This is a genomic window from Colwellia sp. BRX9-1 (assembly GCF_014077195.1).
Taxonomy (GTDB): Bacteria; Pseudomonadota; Gammaproteobacteria; order Enterobacterales; family Alteromonadaceae; genus Colwellia_A.
This window is the reverse complement of record NZ_JACGVM010000002.1, coordinates 330,835-348,940: the sequence shown is the minus strand read 5'-3', so window position 1 is coordinate 348,940 and position 18,106 is coordinate 330,835. Positions and strand designations below refer to the sequence as shown.

At 38.3% G+C, this 18,106-nt stretch carries 12 protein-coding genes; 8 read left to right on the top strand and 4 right to left on the bottom strand.

Features of this window, described 5'->3' with window-relative positions; translation table 11 throughout:
• Positions 1–19: 19 nt before the first annotated feature.
• Positions 20–1,912, bottom strand: a complete 1,893-nt coding sequence (gene dnaK, locus H4J76_RS04070) for a molecular chaperone DnaK (RefSeq protein WP_182230152.1) — start codon at positions 1,910–1,912, stop codon at positions 20–22.
• Positions 1,913–2,247: 335 nt separating this feature from the next.
• Between dnaK and H4J76_RS04065 the strand changes: the two genes are divergently transcribed.
• From H4J76_RS04065 to H4J76_RS04050, 4 genes are all read left to right on the top strand, one after another.
• On the top strand, positions 2,248–3,012 hold the full coding sequence (locus H4J76_RS04065) for a Crp/Fnr family transcriptional regulator (RefSeq protein WP_070374211.1): 765 nt from the start codon (positions 2,248–2,250) through the stop codon (positions 3,010–3,012).
• Between the two features lie 549 nt (positions 3,013–3,561).
• Complete coding sequence (locus H4J76_RS04060) at positions 3,562–4,527, top strand: PHB depolymerase family esterase (RefSeq protein ID WP_182230151.1); 966 nt, start codon at positions 3,562–3,564, stop codon at positions 4,525–4,527.
• Between the two features lie 203 nt (positions 4,528–4,730).
• Entirely contained in the window at positions 4,731–7,013 is a 2,283-nt protein-coding gene (locus H4J76_RS04055; protein ID WP_182230150.1) for a TonB-dependent receptor, read from the top strand.
• A gap of 175 nt (positions 7,014–7,188) precedes the next feature.
• On the top strand, positions 7,189–7,854 hold the full coding sequence (locus tag H4J76_RS04050) for a response regulator transcription factor (protein WP_182217780.1): 666 nt from the start codon (positions 7,189–7,191) through the stop codon (positions 7,852–7,854).
• 63 nt (positions 7,855–7,917) lie between these two features.
• Here the strand turns inward: H4J76_RS04050 and H4J76_RS04045 are convergent, their stop codons facing one another.
• Positions 7,918–8,805, bottom strand: coding sequence for a LysR family transcriptional regulator (locus tag H4J76_RS04045; protein WP_182217781.1), 888 nt, complete (start codon positions 8,803–8,805; stop codon positions 7,918–7,920).
• 127 nt (positions 8,806–8,932) lie between these two features.
• Between H4J76_RS04045 and H4J76_RS04040 the strand changes: the two genes are divergently transcribed.
• Both H4J76_RS04040 and H4J76_RS04035 read left to right on the top strand, forming a co-directional pair.
• Positions 8,933–9,643, top strand: coding sequence for a CoA transferase subunit A (locus H4J76_RS04040; RefSeq protein WP_182230149.1), 711 nt, complete (start codon positions 8,933–8,935; stop codon positions 9,641–9,643).
• A 2-nt stretch (positions 9,644–9,645) separates the two neighbouring features.
• Positions 9,646–10,302, top strand: a complete 657-nt coding sequence (locus H4J76_RS04035; RefSeq protein WP_182217785.1) for a 3-oxoacid CoA-transferase subunit B — start codon at positions 9,646–9,648, stop codon at positions 10,300–10,302.
• 604 nt (positions 10,303–10,906) lie between these two features.
• On the opposite strand, the gene H4J76_RS04030 is transcribed toward H4J76_RS04035, so the two are convergent.
• Positions 10,907–11,620 carry an alpha/beta fold hydrolase gene (locus tag H4J76_RS04030; protein ID WP_182217787.1) on the bottom strand — a complete coding sequence of 238 codons (714 nt, stop codon included), beginning with the start codon at positions 11,618–11,620 and terminating at the stop codon, positions 10,907–10,909.
• Positions 11,621–12,210: 590 nt separating this feature from the next.
• Positions 12,211–15,672, bottom strand: a complete 3,462-nt coding sequence (locus H4J76_RS04025) for a PAS domain-containing hybrid sensor histidine kinase/response regulator (RefSeq protein ID WP_182230148.1) — start codon at positions 15,670–15,672, stop codon at positions 12,211–12,213.
• A 191-nt stretch (positions 15,673–15,863) separates the two neighbouring features.
• Between H4J76_RS04025 and H4J76_RS04020 the strand changes: the two genes are divergently transcribed.
• Both H4J76_RS04020 and H4J76_RS04015 read left to right on the top strand, forming a co-directional pair.
• Positions 15,864–17,063, top strand: a complete 1,200-nt coding sequence (locus H4J76_RS04020; RefSeq protein ID WP_182230147.1) for a CynX/NimT family MFS transporter — start codon at positions 15,864–15,866, stop codon at positions 17,061–17,063.
• The gene (locus H4J76_RS04015) at positions 17,051–17,980 is read left to right on the top strand and encodes an alpha/beta hydrolase (RefSeq protein WP_182217792.1); all 930 of its coding nucleotides are present in this window, start codon (positions 17,051–17,053) and stop codon (positions 17,978–17,980) included. The genes H4J76_RS04020 and H4J76_RS04015 overlap by 13 nt, the downstream gene beginning before the upstream one ends.
• Positions 17,981–18,106 lie beyond the last annotated feature (126 nt).

Below are 18,106 nucleotides of genomic sequence, written 5' to 3'. Positions count from 1 at the left end.
ATCAGCCACCATTCATTGATTAACCATTACTCACTTCTTCAAAGTCTGCGTCAATAACATCTTCGTTTTTAGCACTATCATTAGCCGCATCACCTTGAGGCTGCTCTGCTTGTGATTGTGAAGCTTGCATTATTTTACTGTGCGCTTCTTGTAATGCTTTTTGTCGCATTTCTATCGCCGCTTTATCATTGCCATTAACGGCCATTTTTAATTGCTCAATTAATGTTTTAAGCTCGGCTTGTTGATCTTCACTCAGGCTAGTCATTGACGTTTGTACCGTATGAATCAATTGATCGGCTTGGTTGCGTTGTTCAACTAACTCACGTTTTTGCTTATCTTCAGTTGCGTGCTTCTGGGCATCGTCGACCATGCGATTAACTTCATCTTCAGTTAAACCACTTGATGCCGTAATTTTAATACTCTGCTCTTTACCGGTTGCTTTATCTTTTGCTGAGACATTTAAAATACCATCTGCATCAATATCAAAAGTGACTTCAACTTGCACCGAGCCACGAGGACCGGGGTTAATATCTGTTAAGTTAAATTGACCTAACGATTTATTATCTATTGCCATTTCACGCTGACCTTGCAATACATGCACAGTTACCGCGGCTTGATTATCTTCGGCCGTAGAGAATGTTTCAGAAGCACGTGTTGGTATCGTAGTATTTTTATCGATAAGCTTAGTCATTACACCGCCTAAAGTTTCAATACCTAGTGATAATGGCGTTACATCAAGTAATAGCACATCACCGACCGTTCCTGATAACACACCTGCTTGAATCGCTGCACCAATAGCCACTGCTTCATCGGGGTTAACATCTTTACGCGGCTCTTTACCAAAGAAGGTTTTAACTGCTTCTTGTACTTTTGGCATACGTGATTGACCACCTACCAAAATAATTTCATCAATATCACCTTTACTTAAGCCAGCATCTTTAAGTGCTTGGTCACATGGAGCGATAGTCTTTTTCACTAAGTCATCAACCAAAGACTCTAATTTTGCTCGGGTAATTTGTACGTTTAAATGTTTAGGACCACTAGCATCAGCAGTAACATACGGTAAGTTTACGTCAGTTTGTAATGCTGATGACAACTCTATTTTTGCTTTTTCAGCCGCTTCTTTAATACGCTGTAACGCCAATGGGTCTTGGTGAATATCAATACCACTTTCTTTTTTAAATTCATCAGCAAGGTAGTTAATCAGGCGTAAATCAAAGTCTTCGCCACCTAAAAAGGTATCACCGTTGGTTGCTAATACTTCGAATTGTTTTTCGCCGTCTACATTAGAAATTTCAATAATTGAAATATCGAAGGTACCGCCACCTAAATCATAAACCACCACTTTCTGGTCAGCTTTGTTATTTTTATCAACGCCGTAGGCTAATGCCGCAGCTGTTGGTTCATTAATAATACGCTTGACATTAAGTCCAGCAATTTTACCGGCATCTTTGGTTGCTTGGCGTTGTGAATCATTAAAATAAGCGGGGACAGTAATAACCGCTTCGGTAACCGTTTCACCTAAATAGGCTTCAGCATCTTTTTTCAATTTACGTAAAATTTGCGCTGATACTTCTTGTGGTGATAATTTTTTACCATTAACTTCAACCCAAGCATCACCATTGTCTGCTTTGACAATTTTATAAGGGGCTAACTTAATATCTTTTTGTACTTCTTTATCATCAAATTTACGACCGATTAAACGTTTAATCGCAAATAATGTATTTTTAGAGTTGGTAACGGCTTGTCTTTTTGCCGGTTGGCCCGCTAATGTTTCCTCGTTTGCATAAGCAACAATTGACGGAGTGGTGCGGCTACCCTCAGCATTTTCAATAATTTTAGCAACGCCACCTTCCATAACTGCTACACATGAATTTGTTGTACCTAAATCTATACCAATAATCTTAGACATAATAATTACCTATTATTTATTAAAAAAGGTCTAATGCTTTATGGTCATTATCCAGCAAGCAGTTTGACCGTATAAACAAACTAACGTGATGTTTTAACGTTAGGCGTTTGGTTAGTGGCGCTATAATACCTAAGGTCATAAAATGCTTCTGTCACAAATATGACAGTATCGATCATTTTATAATTTTTATATTATCTCGGCTTTATAAGTTAAAAGTCAGCAGATTAACGTGAGAAATAGTATTGAAATTTAAAAAGCAACATTGTCTTTTGCTCTATAGATACAAAGGGTAGAATAAAACTATTCGTGCCCGCTATGGCTTTAATACTACTCTTATGAATAAAGACGCTACTCATCTACCTCAAAAAGCCAGCCCAGTTTTAGTAAAGCAAGCTAATATTTTTGCAGATTTACCGGCGAAGTTAATTGAAGATTTTCAACAAGAGTTTCAGCTTGATGAATGGTACAAAGGTGATTACTTTAATCCGGCTTTACTTACTCAGCGATTTTTTGTGGTGATTAGCGGTAGTTTAGAAATTAAACAAAGTAATCCAGAAACGGGCAGAGAAGCCACTTTAGATATGCTTTATGCGGGTGACTGTTTTGACTTAATGGTGCTGTTAGACGATCAACCACATGAGGTTATTGTTTCACCTTTAACAACGGTAAAGTTATTGTCAGTGAAACTTTCCACCATGCGGCATTGGTTGTGGACGTATCCAGAGTTTAACCAGCAATTTATGCCTTACTTAGCGAAAAAAATGCGTGAAAAAGAACAACAAGCCAGTAGCCTAGTTTTACACGATGTTACCACACGTTTAAGCCGTATTATTTTAGAACATATTAATAAAATTAAGTTTTATAACGGCACAATAGAAGCAGAGCATCAACATCATTTGGTTAACGGTTTAAACGATGAAACCTTAGCGCGGATGACTGGCTCAGTTAGGCAAGTGATTAATAAGCAGTTACAACACTGGAAAAAAGAAGGTACGCTTGACAAAAAACGTAATCAATTGATTATTAAAGATTTAGAGGCTTTAGTGAAAGAAGCTAAATATACAGAAACTTTACCTAACGCCCCTTTTTTTAAACCCTAAAGACAAAATTATCGATAATTAATAGGGTAGCCGGTGTGTCTACATTGGTTGTTTTACCTGATTTTTCAATTTCGTATTGGATTATCAAATCATTTTCAACGATTGCATCGACATGTTTTTTAAGAAGCAGTGATAGACGAGCAATAGATTGCTATTACTACTTGAGACCACACTATTTGCATAAGCCTGTTTAATATAGCTGCTGATAAACAGCCATCATCATCGCTTTTATAGCGCCGATATTTAAATATTGGCTTTTTATCGTATTGAAAAATGGTCTTCACAATAACACTATTACTTGTCGATTTTTAGCATCACTAGTTAGCTGTTTTTATTTATCTATCTATTCAATATTCTATTGAATTTAAGTTATTATTTCCTCATTTATTTGCTTATCGTCATGGGTGTTAGTTTACGCATTCGTAAGTGTCTTTATGATACTGGTATACCTCTGCCAAAGACCTTGAGTCGGCTGTGCACTAAAGTGCTATTGCTTGTTTAAGGTACTTTCATTCATTATCTAACCCACTATTTATTTTGGTTAATATTATGTCTACTCTCAAATGTTTAACTTCATTATCGATATCACTGACGCTAGTATTTAGCTTGTTTAGTCAAAATTCTTATGCTCAATTAACTGAGTTAAAAGATTTCAGTGATAATCCAGGCAACCTAACGGCAAGTTATTTTTCACCGGTAACCGCTAAGCCTAATATCGTTGTATTACTTCATGGCTGCGCGCAAGAGGGAAAAGAATTGGCGAGGCAAAGTGGTTTGCTTGGTTTAGCACAACAGCATAATTTTGCCTTGTTAATCCCTCAGCAAAACCTAGAAAATAATATTAAGGGTTGTTTTAATTGGTATTCTGCTAGTGATTACGCTAAAGAAACCGGTGAAAATTTATCAATAAAAAATATGATATTGGCCTTAAAAAAACAGCTGGTTGGGCAAAATATCTATATTTTAGGCTTATCTGCTGGTGGCGCTATGGCAAGCAGTTTGTTAGTTAATTATCCTGAACTGTTTACTGCAGGAGCAATCGTTGCAGGCATTCCATTTCCTTGTGCCGATGGTTTAATTACCGCTATTTCTTGTATGAAAAACGGCCCATCACAAACGGCAGATGAACTTACATTATTAGTTCAAAAATTAAATCCGAATCAAAAGGTATGGCCAAAATTATCTATATGGACAGGAGATAATGATGCGATTGTTAATCCGTTGAATGCGATTACCTTAGCTGATCATTGGGCTACGTTATCAGGAATAACGTTAATACCCCAAGTAAAAACTAAAGCAGGTTACACCCGTAAATCCTGGGGAGATAAGCAAGAAAAAGTTCAGGTAGAGTTAATGACTATCGCTAATGTAGGTCATGGCATTATGGTTAATCCGAAAGAAGTTAATGGTGGAGAAACAGCCAACTACTTACTTGAATCTCCTGTTAGTACCGCTAAACACATTGTTGACTTTTGGCACTTGGCTTCAACAAAAAACAACGCGCCTTTAATATAACCCTTAATAAACAACAACTTGGTTGTGGTACTATAGTGCTAATTATTTTTGTTAAATTATCAAGTAGAGTGTAAATAGTTGTAATAACAACGTGACTAAAATTGGGGTTCAAAAGAACAAGTAAGACAACTAAATACAAAATACAAAATACAAAATATAAAACATAAAATATAAAACATAAAAATTATAATAAGGCTTCCTCCATGAAACAGTACAACAAAAATAGAAGTTACCTCGCTTTGGCTATTGCCGCAGCATTAACCAGTAATATAACTTTTGCAGCAGCAGAAGACACATCGGCTGCAGCAAAAGACTCAGGTCTTGAACGTATTGAGGTTACTGCGCGTAAAAAAGTTGAAAGTTTACAAAATGTACCTGTAGCTGTTACATCGGTAGGAGCAGAACAACTCGCACAAAATGGTATTAGTGCCATGACAGAAGTTCAACAATTTTCGCCAAATACAACGTTGCAAAGCAGCCGTGGCACTAACTCAACCTTAACCGCATTCATTCGCGGTGTGGGTCAAGACGATCCATTATGGGGTTATGAACCTGGCGTAGGTATTTATGTTGACGATGTATATATTGCTCGTCCACAAGGCGCGGTTCTTGATATTCTTGATGTAGAACGTATTGAAGTATTACGTGGCCCACAAGGAAGCTTATATGGTAAAAATACTATAGGCGGTGCTATTAAGTACGTCACTAAAAAAATGTCAGGTGACGTTGAAGTCGACCTCAAAGCAACCTTTGGTAATTATGGCCGCCAAGATTATAAACTAGCAGGAAAAATTCCTGTTATCGAAGATAAACTTTATGTGGGTTTTGCTTTAGCCAATTTAACTCGTGACGGCTACGGTGAATTTTTACAGTCTGAATTACCTGATCAAGATTTAGAGAACTACAATAAAGATGTTTTTGCCGGTCGTCTTACCGTTGAATTCACACCGACAGATGATCTTTTCTTTCGTTTTAATTACGATAAAACAATTGATGACTCAAATGCGAAGGGAGGTTACAGACTTTTACCAAGCATTGTTACTGACGCACCTGTACCAGACAGCGTCTACGATTCCTATACCAGTATGCCTACCTGGAACAGTGTTGAGTCAGAAGGCTATAGTCTAACCGCAGAATATTATGTTAATGATACCTGGTCAATTAAGTCAATTACAGCGAGTCGAGAAAATTATTCTAAGACCAATATTGATTTTGATAATACACCAGAGCGCATTTTTGATGTACCCGCTATTTATGATGACGAACAATTTACGCAAGAGTTTCAAGTAAATTATGACTCAGACAACCTAACTTTTGTTTCTGGTCTTTATTACTTTGACGGTGAGTCTTGTGGGACCTTTGATGCGATTTTAGAGCATTTAGGCCAATCGCTTAGCTTACCAGGGCTCACTCGTGAAGTTGCTGGTTGTAATAATAGCGAAAGTTATGCGGTTTATGCACAAGGCTCGTACAATATTACCGATAAGCTTTCTATGACCTTAGGTGCTCGTTATACCGATGAAGAAAAAGTGGCAAACGTTAATAATGGCTTAGCATATGAAACTATTTATCCAGAAAGTGATTGGGTACCAGGTTATGTTCGAAGTGATATTACTTTCCCTGAAGTGCTGAATGACAGCGAAAGCTGGTCTCGCTTTACGCCTCGAGTTGGTGTTGAATATCAATACACCACAGACATGATGTTTTTTGCTAGCTATTCACAAGGCTTTAAATCAGGAACGTTTAACCCTAGAGCCAGTGGCCCTGAGCCAGCAGTAGACCCAGAAGTGGTTGATTCATATGAAATGGGTGTAAAAAGTGAATGGAATGACAATTTAAGAATTAATGCGACAGTATTTTACCTTGACCATACCGACCGTCAATTTGTAACGGTATTACCGGTAGAAGGTGGTGATGGTAGTGAATTAAGTCAACGTTTAGGTAACATTGGGCAATCAACGGCTTCCGGTTTAGAACTAGAAGTTCAATATTCTGTTACCGACAACTTAAATTTATTTGCAACCTTAGGTCTAATTGATGCATCGTTTAAAAAAGTAAATTCTTTTGATGGTGAAGGTAAGTCTATTGATATTAGTGATACTTTCACTATTACCAATACGCCAGACACTACTGCTAATATAGGCTTTGCTTACAATATCGAAAGTACTATGGGTGATTTTGTTGTTAATGGTAATTACTATTATCGCAGCGACTATGACTTAACACCAACAGATAACTTATTAACACAAGACGGTTACGGTTTATTAAACGTTGGCGTTAATTGGTATAGCAATGATGGTGATTGGACCGCTTCGTTACATTGGAAAAACATCACCGATGAAGAGTATTTAGTGGGTAATTATGCTTTTCTGGGTGAGCAAAATAATGATGGTAGCTACGCACCCGGTTTAGGTGGCGATACTACGTTAATTGGTTATTATGGTGATCCATCAACTGTTGCCTTTAGTGTTGGTTATAGTTTCTAGGTGTAGTTTGTTATTTTAACTGTAAAAGGGCGAGTTATTACTCGCTCTTTTTTGTTGATATAATTTTGGTTAAGTCACTACTTTAGCTGAAAATTAAAAGTGTGCGTAGTAGAAAAACATCCCTTAAACTGTTATTAATTAAATGACATTGTGATATACCGATAGAGGATAAAGCATGAGTACAGCGCAAGTAGTAATTGCTGATGATCATCCGTTGTTTCGTACGGCGTTAAAACAAGCTGTGGTCGAATGTATGCCTGCCTGTAGCATTATTGAAGCGTCTAGTTTTAGTGATTTATTGCAGCAAATAGAACAATCTCCAGGCTTAGAAATAATTTTTCTTGATTTACATATGCCAGGTAATAATGGTTTTACGGGACTTACTCAGCTACAAAACAATCACCCAGACCTTATTGTTATTATGGTGTCTTCTGATGAAACACCTAATATTATGCAAAAAGCGATTAATTTTGGTGCGGCGGCCTTTATTCCCAAGTCTGTTGATTTATCGGTCATAGCACAAGCGATAAATTGTGTACTCGCTGGCGGAACTTGGTTACCTGATAACTTTGATATTTCATTAGACAGTGAACAAGTTACTGCAAATAAGTTATTGGCTCAGCAATTAGCAAAATTAACTCCGCAGCAATACAAGGTCTTGTCTTATGTTGCCGATGGGCAATTAAACAAGCAAATTGCCGGCATTTTAGATATTAAAGAAAATACGGTAAAGAAGCATGTTTCAGCAATCTTGCTGCAACTGGGCGTTTATAACCGCACTCAAGCGGGTTTAGCTTATCAGCAATTGATGTTAGCGCCACAAGAAAATGAAAGTCTATAATGTGTAATAATACAGCGGTTAATTATGTTTTATTCTTTGATAATTTATCAAGGCTTTGCGTGATCAGTGATAGTGCTGACGTAATAATTTAACAAAAAACTGTGCTGACTGGGATAACGGATAACGTTTTCGAGTAACAATTCCTACACGGCGACTAATGGTTGGTGAAGCTAATGGGCGATGCTGAATGTTAAGCGCTTGTATTTGTTGTTTGTACAAAGACGGTATTGCACTAACGCCTAATTTATTAGCGACCATTTGAACGACAGTAGCCAACTGATTACTTTCATACTTTACCTTTAAAAATAAAGCCTGTTCGGCTAATGTCTCCTCCATAAGTAAGCGAATACTCGAAGGTCGTTGCAAGGCAATAAAAGGATAATGGCTGAGTTGCTGCCATGTTAACTCTTCAGCTTGTTCTAGGTCATGGTTATCTGGGAATACCGCCAGTAATTCATCACTAAACAGTGTTTCAAAATGTAAATCATCAAATTCACCAGGATCAAAGGTAATCGCAAACTCTACCTTAGCATTTTGCACCATAGCAACAGCTTCTTCGGCGATAACATCATGCACTCTTACTTTAATTTCTTGATATTGGGTTGTAAAAGCCAGTAAATGTTGCGGCAAGTGGGTACTCGCAAATGATGGCATTGCGGCTAAAGATAAATTTCCACGTTTGAGAGAAAACAGCTCAGCAAGCTCAATAAAAGCATCATCAAAGTCTGCTAACAAACGTTTTGCTGTTGGTAAGAAAATTTGCCCTTCAGGCGTTAATGATAAGGTTCTTGTTGAACGCGCCAGTAACTTACCGCCAACGGTCTCTTCTAAATTTTTGATACTAATACTTAATGCTGGCTGTGATAAATGTAAAATTTCACTGGCTTCGGCAAAGCTTTTAGATTGGGCAATAGTGATAAAAGTGCGTAGTTGCTTGAGAGTAATATTCATGCAATTATCCTAAAATATCCAGTTATAAGTTTTATTTATCAATAGTTAATATTAATTAATTTTACATATTTATGCAATTGTATAATGCTGGTGTTAAGTCAACTTCCTTAATAACTGGATAAAAATAATGGCAGGATTTAATAAAGTAGTGAATACCTATGAAGAAGCAATGGCAGGGTTAACCGACAATATGACGGTGGTCGCTGGCGGCTTTGGTTTATGTGGTATTCCTGAGAATTTAATCAAAGAAATCGAGCGCCAAGGCATTAAAGGGTTAACGCTAGTTTCTAATAACTGTGGTGTTGATGATTTTGGTTTAGGCCTGTTGTTACCTAAGCGGCAAATTAAAAAAATTATTGCTTCTTATGTTGGAGAAAATGCTGAATTTGAACGACAAATGATGTCGGGAGAATTAGATGTGGAATTAACACCACAAGGTACTTTAGCCGAAAAAATGCGCGCAGGTGGTGCTGGTATCCCCGCTTTTTATACCGCAACCGGTGTTGGAACTTTAGTGGCAGCAGGTAAAGATCAACGCCAATTTAATGGACGAGATTATATTCTTGAAGAAGCTATTACCGGTGATTTTGCCATTATTAAAGCCTGGAAGGCTGATAAGTTTGGTAATTTAATTTACAGAAAAACAGCACGTAACTTTAATCCTATGGCAGCAACGGCAGGCAAAATTACTGTGGTAGAAGTTGAAGAAATTGTTGAGCCAGGTGAGCTAGACCCAGATGAAATCCATACACCGGGCATTTATGTTAACCGTGTTATACAAGGCACTTTTGAAAAACGTATTGAACAACGCACTATTCGCACGACAACAGGAGAATAATCATGGCTTTAGATCGAAATCAAATCGCTCAGCGTGTCGCGCAAGAATTACAAGATGGCTTCTATGTTAATCTTGGTATTGGTATTCCTACCTTAGTAGCTAACTATGTTCCTGAGGGGATAGAAGTAATGTTGCAATCTGAAAATGGCTTATTAGGTATGGGACAATTTCCCAGTGAAGCTGAAGTCGATGCCGACTTAATTAATGCCGGTAAACAAACTGTGACTATGGCGACCGGTGCATCAATATTTGATTCTGCACAGTCGTTTGCCATGATCCGTGGCGGTCATGTTGATTTAACGGTGCTGGGCGCTTTTGAAGTCGATGTTAACGGTAATATTGCTTCGTATATGATTCCCGGTAAGCTAATTAAAGGTATGGGCGGTGCAATGGACTTGGTTGCTGGCGCAGACAATATCATAGTAACCATGACCCATGCGTCAAAACATGGTGATTCTAAATTACTGGCAAATTGTACACTGCCGTTAACCGGTAAAGGCTGTATAAAAAAAGTGTTAACCGATTTGGCTTTTATTGAGATTAAAGACGGTCGTTTTCATCTACTCGAACGTGCCCCAGGGGTGAGTGTTGCAGAGATTGTTAAACTAACCGCAGGTGAATTAGTCATTCCTGATGATGTTCCTGAAATGCAGTTTTAGTCATATATTTTTGACTAGAAAAGAGTAAAAATTAATCAAGGTAAGTGATTGTTGTCAATGTTGTTAGAACCGCTAGAAGACATTATGTCAGTAGTTTTTCGTGCTTAGCTATGTTATCGGGCGAGCAGGGCGCAATGGTCTGTAAAGGCACCTAAACAAAACTATAAAGATAAAAAAGGATGGCTGTTTAGCCATCCTTTTCTGTATAACCCATACGGAGTTATTGTGCTGTTACTAAGCTTACTTGTTTACTGGCCGTATTGGTTTGTATAACCCATACGGAGTTATTGTGCTGTCACTAAGCTTACTTGTTTACTGGCCGTATTGGTTTGTATAACCTATACGGAGTTATTGTGCTGTCACTAAGCTTACTTGTTTACTGGCCGTATTGGTTTGTATAACTCATACGGAGTTATTGTGCTGTCACTAAGCTTACTTGTTTACTGGCCGTATTGGTTTGTATAACTCATACGGAGTTATTGTGCTGTCACTAAGCTTACTTGTTTACTGGTCGTATTGGTTTGTATAACCCATACGGAGTTATTGTGCTGTCACTAAGCTTACTTGTTTACTGGCCGTATTGGTTTGTATAACTCATAAGGAGTTATTGTGCTGTCACTAAGCTTACTTGTTTACTGGCTGTATTGGTTTGTAAACCAAAATGGTCAAGTGAATAAGTATAGCTGGCTAGTTCATTAGGTATTTGACTCGAATGAACTCCGCTTACCGTACATGTTCCGCTACCGCAAACTATTTGATCATCCCAACTTTTAATAGAATAAACACGATTAGCAATGACTTTATTACCTAGCCAATCAAGAAATGGACTTGATACCGATAAGCCATTACTGGCACAGGTAGGGATCCAAACATTCCATGGATATGCGCCACAAGTCCATAAACCGCGATAAGCACCTGCAACGCCGACAAAGGCATCCACTTGGCTACTTTTATTGAGTTTAATAATTTGTTGTGCTGCTAAAGTAACCCCCATAGAGTGGCCAATTACATCAATTTTTCCTGTGCATGACGCACTAAGCGCTGAATTGATAGCATTTCGAACAGGTGTTTCTTCTGAGCCGCTGTGATTATTATAAGCGGCATTACTACCACCCCATGCTGGGCGGTATATTTGACTGCTGCTGTAGCCTTTCGCGAGTAAAGCGTCGTAGGTATTATCCCAATCTGACGGCGTGCCAGTATTGCCATGCACCAGTACCACGTTATCGAGACAACTGGCTTGCACGGTTGCACTGGCGAGTAACAAGCCAGCAACGGTTAATATTGCCTTTAATTGGATATTTATTTTTCTTTTCATAATGAATCTCTCTTTGTTTTATTATTATTTGAGTGTTATTTCAATATTTTCTACTTGGTCTATTGGTTAGTTTTATCAAAAGATAAAGTAAACATTAGGAAGTAACTGCAAGTGTTGTATCTAGGTATTTTATTAGCCGCCAATGTTGACCTTTACGGCGAACTATCGGTCGTATTACCAACTAAAACACTAGTCATAAAGCGGTTAGATAAGTTCGAGTGAGGGACGTCACGGTTGTTAAAATGTATGTAAAAAGTGTAATTAGGACCTGTTTCATAAAAAGCCTATTATTTATTGTCATTTATTTTTGACTTGTCCTGAGGGGTACTCTCCATTTTTGTATCCAAACTGTTTGAAATTTGAACTCAACAACATTAACGAATATTGGTAGCAAAAGAAGTGACTCTTTAGTAGTAGAAGGATTATGTGGAATAAATTAAATAATTCTCGCTTAATTAAAGTGTCTGTTGTGGCGGACACTTTTATCAGATTTTTGAGGTTTTTATTCGTAGTTTTATTATTGTTAAAGACTTTGGAATATATTTAAAATCATAGCAGCGACACTAACTTTGCTGTCACTGCTAGTATGACTAAAGCGATAATAACTGTCGCATCAATTTTTTTAACGCTAACGCTTTAATTGGTTTACGCATAAACGAGAAGTCGGCACCGCTGGTATGTTCTCGCACTTGTTCAGAGGGGTCTGCAGAGCAGATAATACAAGGAGCTTGCCACTTATTGTTAGCAAGCGTTTTTTGCACTAAATCAACACCATTTTTGTCATCATCTAAGTGGTAGTCTGAAATAATTAATTTGGGTTTGAACTCTTTATCAACTAGTACTTCTGCTAAGTGTTTTTCATTTCTCACGGCAATAACATGACACCCCCATTCAGCGAGTTGCGATTGCATCGCTTTTAGCATTAAGGGCTCATTATCAATAAGTAAAATAGGTAACTGATTAAATTCAGCAGTGGCGCTAATGCTATTTTGAGTATTAACAACCGAGGCTCTGACCGGTAATAACTTACTACGAGGTAGAGTAATGCTAAAGCATGAACCTCTACCAACCGTAGATTTTACTGAAATGGTTAACCCTAAAAGTTTAGCTATACGATCTGATATGGCTAAACCTAGCCCCAAACCCGGTTGGTCTTGAGTTTCATTTAAGCGCTCAAACTCTTTGAAGATAGTTTGCTGTTTGTTTTTCGCAATACCCGGTCCATTATCCCAAACTTCAATAACGATCTTGTCTTGTTGTCGCCTAACGCCAAGTAATACTTTGCCTTGGCGGTCGGTTTGTGGGCAATAGTTAATAGCATTGGAGAGAAAGTTTTGCACCACACGGCGTAACAATCTTTGGTCGGTTTCAATAATACAGTTAGATTTTACATAGCTAAACGTTAGATTAGCTTGCTCTGTCAGTAAGAAAAACTCTTTACTCAAGGGGGCTAATAATTCGTCAACATAAAAAGAGGTGATCGCAATGTGTTGCGACTTACCATCTAAGCGAGATATTTCAACGAGATCTGAGAGTAAACTTTCTGCAGCATTTAGTGAATGACGAATGTTGCTGGCTAATTCTTCTAAATGAGTACCGGTTACTTTTTTATTAAGCATACTGGTAAATAAAGATAAAGCATTGAAAGGTTGCATTAAATCATGGCTGGCAGCCGCTAAAAACTTAGTTTTACTTTTATTAGCTGTTTCGGCTTCTGCCTTTGCATGGTTTAGTTCACGGGTTCGTTCAATCACTCTTTGTTCAAGGGTCTCGTTCGCCCTTTGTAAAGCTTTTTCAGCTTCTATATGTGCGGTTATATCTGAGAAAGTACTAACAAAACCACCGCCAGGCATCGCTTGGCCTCTAATTTCTAAGACAATACCGCTTGGCATTTCTCGCTGAAAATAATGACTGTTCCCTTTACGCATATAGTCAATTCTGCGTGTTATAAAATCATCGGTATGCTCGGCACTATTTTTTGTAGAGTTACCTTTATCAGCAATAATGACTCCGCGATCGGCATTGTATTGAATAAGCTCGGAGATTGGTTTACCGACACAAACTAAACTGCTTGGGTAATCTAGTAATTCTATATAGCGTTTATTCCAAGCAACTAAGCGCATGTCGGCGTCAACAACACTTATACCTTGTTCTATATTTTCTACACCGGCTTGTAATAATTCGCGATTAAATTGAAACAACTTGCTGGCTTCATCAACAATATTAACGACATATTCCAAAGGTAAGGCTTGTTGTTTACTTGCGGCTTTCATTACCATGCGCGTTGAGGCTGAGCCTAATACGCTTGATAACTGCAAGCGGGTATACTCGACCAGCTTTTGACTCGCGGCGGTATTACTAAGTTGTTTTGCATGATTATGATGAAAATCATCGGCGCTTGTATCATTAACGAAGCGTTGCAATAAGTGATAAAGGTCTTTACTTGATAAGTTTTGTTGAATTGCCCCCTGCTTTTTACTGATAAAGAGCTCTGCTTGTAATCTTTCGCCAACACTGCGCTGACCAAATAATGAAAAACCAATAAAACAGCAAGTATTGGCTAATAAACTAAATAATAAACCGTGACTAATATTATCGAGAAAGTTGACACCAAAAAGTGCATAAGGCCGTAAGCTGCTTATACCAAATAATCCTGTAGTTATCCACGGAGCGTTCGGCAATAAACTGGGTAGCAATAAGGTATAAAACCAGCAAAGACTGCCGACAATTAAGCCAATAAAAGCGGCGTTACTGGTTGCTCTTCGCCAATATAATGCGCCAACAACTAAAGGGGCTAATTGTGATAGAAGTACGAATGACAATAGGCCAATGGTGGCAAGGTGATTTTGTTGATTAACGATCCGCTCAAAGCCAAAAGCCAATAGCAGCAGTAAAGCAATTGCTATGCGGCGAATATTTAATAACAGCCCTGACAGTTGTTTTTTCTGGGTATTAATATAACTGTTGTAGTGCAGTAGCAAGGGGTTAACGATTTCTGTTGTTACCATAGTGCTGAGTACTATTGTGGCGACTATGACCATGCTGGTTGCTGCGGCTAAACCACCAATAAAAGCGAGGCCACCAAGCCATGCTTGCTGAAAAAAGAGTGGGATAGTAATAACATACGTATCGGCATCAACACCACCACCCGGAAATAAACTTTGGCCAGCTAAGGCAATAGGTAAGATAAATAAATTAATGGCAATTAAATAAACGGGGTAGAGCCAACGTGCCATTTTCAATTCTTTTTGCTGATGATTCTCTATCATCAACATGTGATATTGCTGTGGCAAAATAAAAATAGTAATTACGCCAAGTATCGCTTGTGATACTGCAAAATAAGTGTTTTTTACCGGTTGATAATTAGTTGACGTTTCGGCTTGGCTGATTAAATCGCCAATACCATCAAAAACAAAGAATGTCGCAAAAATACCTATCGCGGTTAAGGCAAATAATTTAACTAACGAACTAAAAGCTATGGCTAGAACTAAGCCTTGATTTTGTTTATTGGCGGCTACTTGGCGGGCACCAAATAATATACTGAAAATAATTAATACTAAGGTCACAACAAAGGTCGTGCTTATTCCTGAGCGGTAAGTGCCGGTGAGTAAATCAAAACTTTTGCTGATAGCTCTTAATTGTAGTGCGATATAGGGAATGGTGCCCAGAAGGGCGACTAAGGTTACTGTCGCTGCTATTTTTGGCGATCTGTCATAGCGACAAGCAATAAAATCAGCAATAGAGGTTAGGTTTTGTTGCTTGGTAATACGTAATATTCGCAGCAACATCGGCCAAGCCAAAACAAAGCATAAAATTGAGCCAATATAGATGGGAGCAAGCCAAGCGCCGGTTGTTGCTGCTTGCCCAACCGTGCCATAAAAAGCCCAAGAGGTGCAGCTTACCCCTAAAGCTAAACTGTAAACCCAAGGGCGAGAATGCCACTGCTTAGTGGTTTGCTTTTGTCCCCAATAGGCAACAACAAACAATAATAATAAATAACCTATGGCAAGAAAAGACACCAACCAAGTATTAAGAGAAAGCCAAATTAACACTGAAAACACCTTATAAATAGCAACACTTTACTATGTACCGATCTCATATCAACTTTACGTCTGCAAATAAAATGGCGGCAGACATCATAACATGGCTTAAATTTCAGCACAGTGCACGAAGGTAGTACATCAATAGATAATTTATTTAGTTAAGCTGAATTTTGACATTACTATATTAGAAATTAATCTATATGAGAACTCTTAAGATAAGTAACAAGTATTTAGTAGAAGCCATTGTTTTTATTAGTTACACCTTATTTGCAATGGCATGGGTTGGCGGCACCGCAAGCATGAATCAAATCATGGCGGCAATGAATATTAATAGTTTAGCTTCAGCCAGCTTTATTAGTGGTGCGGTTACCTTAGCTAAAATTGTAGGGACCTTTGCCGCTGCTTGGTTAGCCCTAAAACTAGGGGGTAAGTATGCTTTTTTTGCATCAGGTATTTTAATTTCAGTGGGGCTATTAACACCTTTTGCGCCCAATTATGAATTGCTATTAGTGAGCCGGTTTTTAATGGGATTGGGCGGAGCGTTTATGATTGTATATTTTAACCCCATCGTTATGTCTTGGTTCCCTCCAGAAGAGCGTGCCACGATAAACGGGATCAATGCCGTTGCTTTTAATTTAGGCACAGGCATTATTTTATGGCAAATGAGTAACTTTAATTCGTTAACCGGTAGCTGGCAAAATACCTTGATTATTTTTTCATTAGCAAGTTTGGCATTAAGTATTGCTTGGTTATTTGTTGACGAGGCAAAACCTCATAACCAAGCCAAAGATACAAGTGAAATTAACACGCATTATTCGTACACAGATGGCTTAAAAGATAAATTTTCTTGGGTCTATGCGTTAACCTATTCAGGTATTCTTGCCTTTTATTTATGTTTGTTCACTTTCTATCCTAAGGCGGGTATCAGTCAAAGTGCGTTATTGATAGGTTTTGGAATTATAGGAACGTTAGCCGGTATTATTTACAGTAAAAAATTCCCTTTACGGGTGCCTGTGATCCGTTGGTCAGGTTTACTGATTGTGATCACTGTGTTTACCTTATCTTTTAGCCCGTCAGAAGTAGTACAAACACTTAGTGCTATGGTGTTAGGTTTTTCTATATTCTTTCCAATAACGGCATTAGTGGCAATACCTCATGAGTTGTCAAAAATGACCAGCCAAAAAATAACCGTTGTTTTTAGTTTGTTCTATTCGATAAGTTATATGGTGGGTACCTTGGTTTTATGGCTGTTTGGCAAGTTAGTTGATATCCACCAAGGTGACTATACATGGGCATTTGCTTTAACCACCTTGGTCAGTGGTACTTTCTTTATAGGTAGTTTTTTCTTAACTGAAACGGGTCAACAAAAAAACAAGGAAGATGAATTATGCGAGGTGTAATTTCAGAAAAATTAGCGCCCTTTTTAGCGCAGGCAAATGAAGCTTTAGCCGAGTCAAAAAAACAAGGTGTGCAATTTTCTCCTGCACTGGTTCGCTCAAATTTAGATAAATTGGCGCCTTTGATAGGCGAGGGGCCAGCACTCAGTTTTGTGCAAGACCGTGCAGTGCAAGCAGAAGAACGCGCTATTGCCGTGCGAGTTTATAGCCCAGCGCCAGAGGAAGCATTACCCGTAGTTATTCATTATCATGGCGGTGGTCATATGTGTGGCAGTGTTGAATTATACGATCCCATTTGTCGTAAAATTGCCGCACAAAGTCATTGTATTGTTATCAGTGTCGAATACCGTTTAGCACCAGAGCATCCTTATCCAGCAGGTATCGATGATTGTCGAGAGGTGTTAATTAATTACCAAGCCTGTTTAGCTGGGCTCAACTTTTCTAATGCACTTTATATTATCGGTGATAGTGCTGGCGGCGCTATTTGTACTACGCTTGCTATGCAAAGCCAGCAAGATAAACGCTTAAGAATCGATAAGCAGATTTTAATTTACCCAAGTGTTGATTACACCGGCCAGCAGCCTTCTTTTACCGAGAATGGTTCAGGTTTTTTACTTGAGCAAGATAAAATAACTTGGTACTTTAATCAGTATTTTAAAGCGAGTGATAACAGTAAAGCTGCATCACCTTTGTATGGTGAAATAAGCAAGACTTTACCCGAAACCTTAGTTATTACCGCCGGATGCGACCCGTTAAGAGATGAAGGTTTAGCTTATGCTAAAGCGCTAAAAGCGGTTGGGGTAGCGGTGCATCATCATCAGTTTGATGGGTTAACGCATGCCTATATGTTACTTGATGCATTGGTTGCAGAAGAGTGTCAGCAAACTTTTCAGCTAATCGCTAACTTTATTAATAAATAGCTAAGCTTGCCACATATTTCTGTGGCAAAAGCATTAATTATCGCAAGGTCTTGTTACCAGAGAGCAAGATCTCTTTATCATAATGTCAGTGATCCCGTTACCGACGTTGTTAACACGTTTCATATT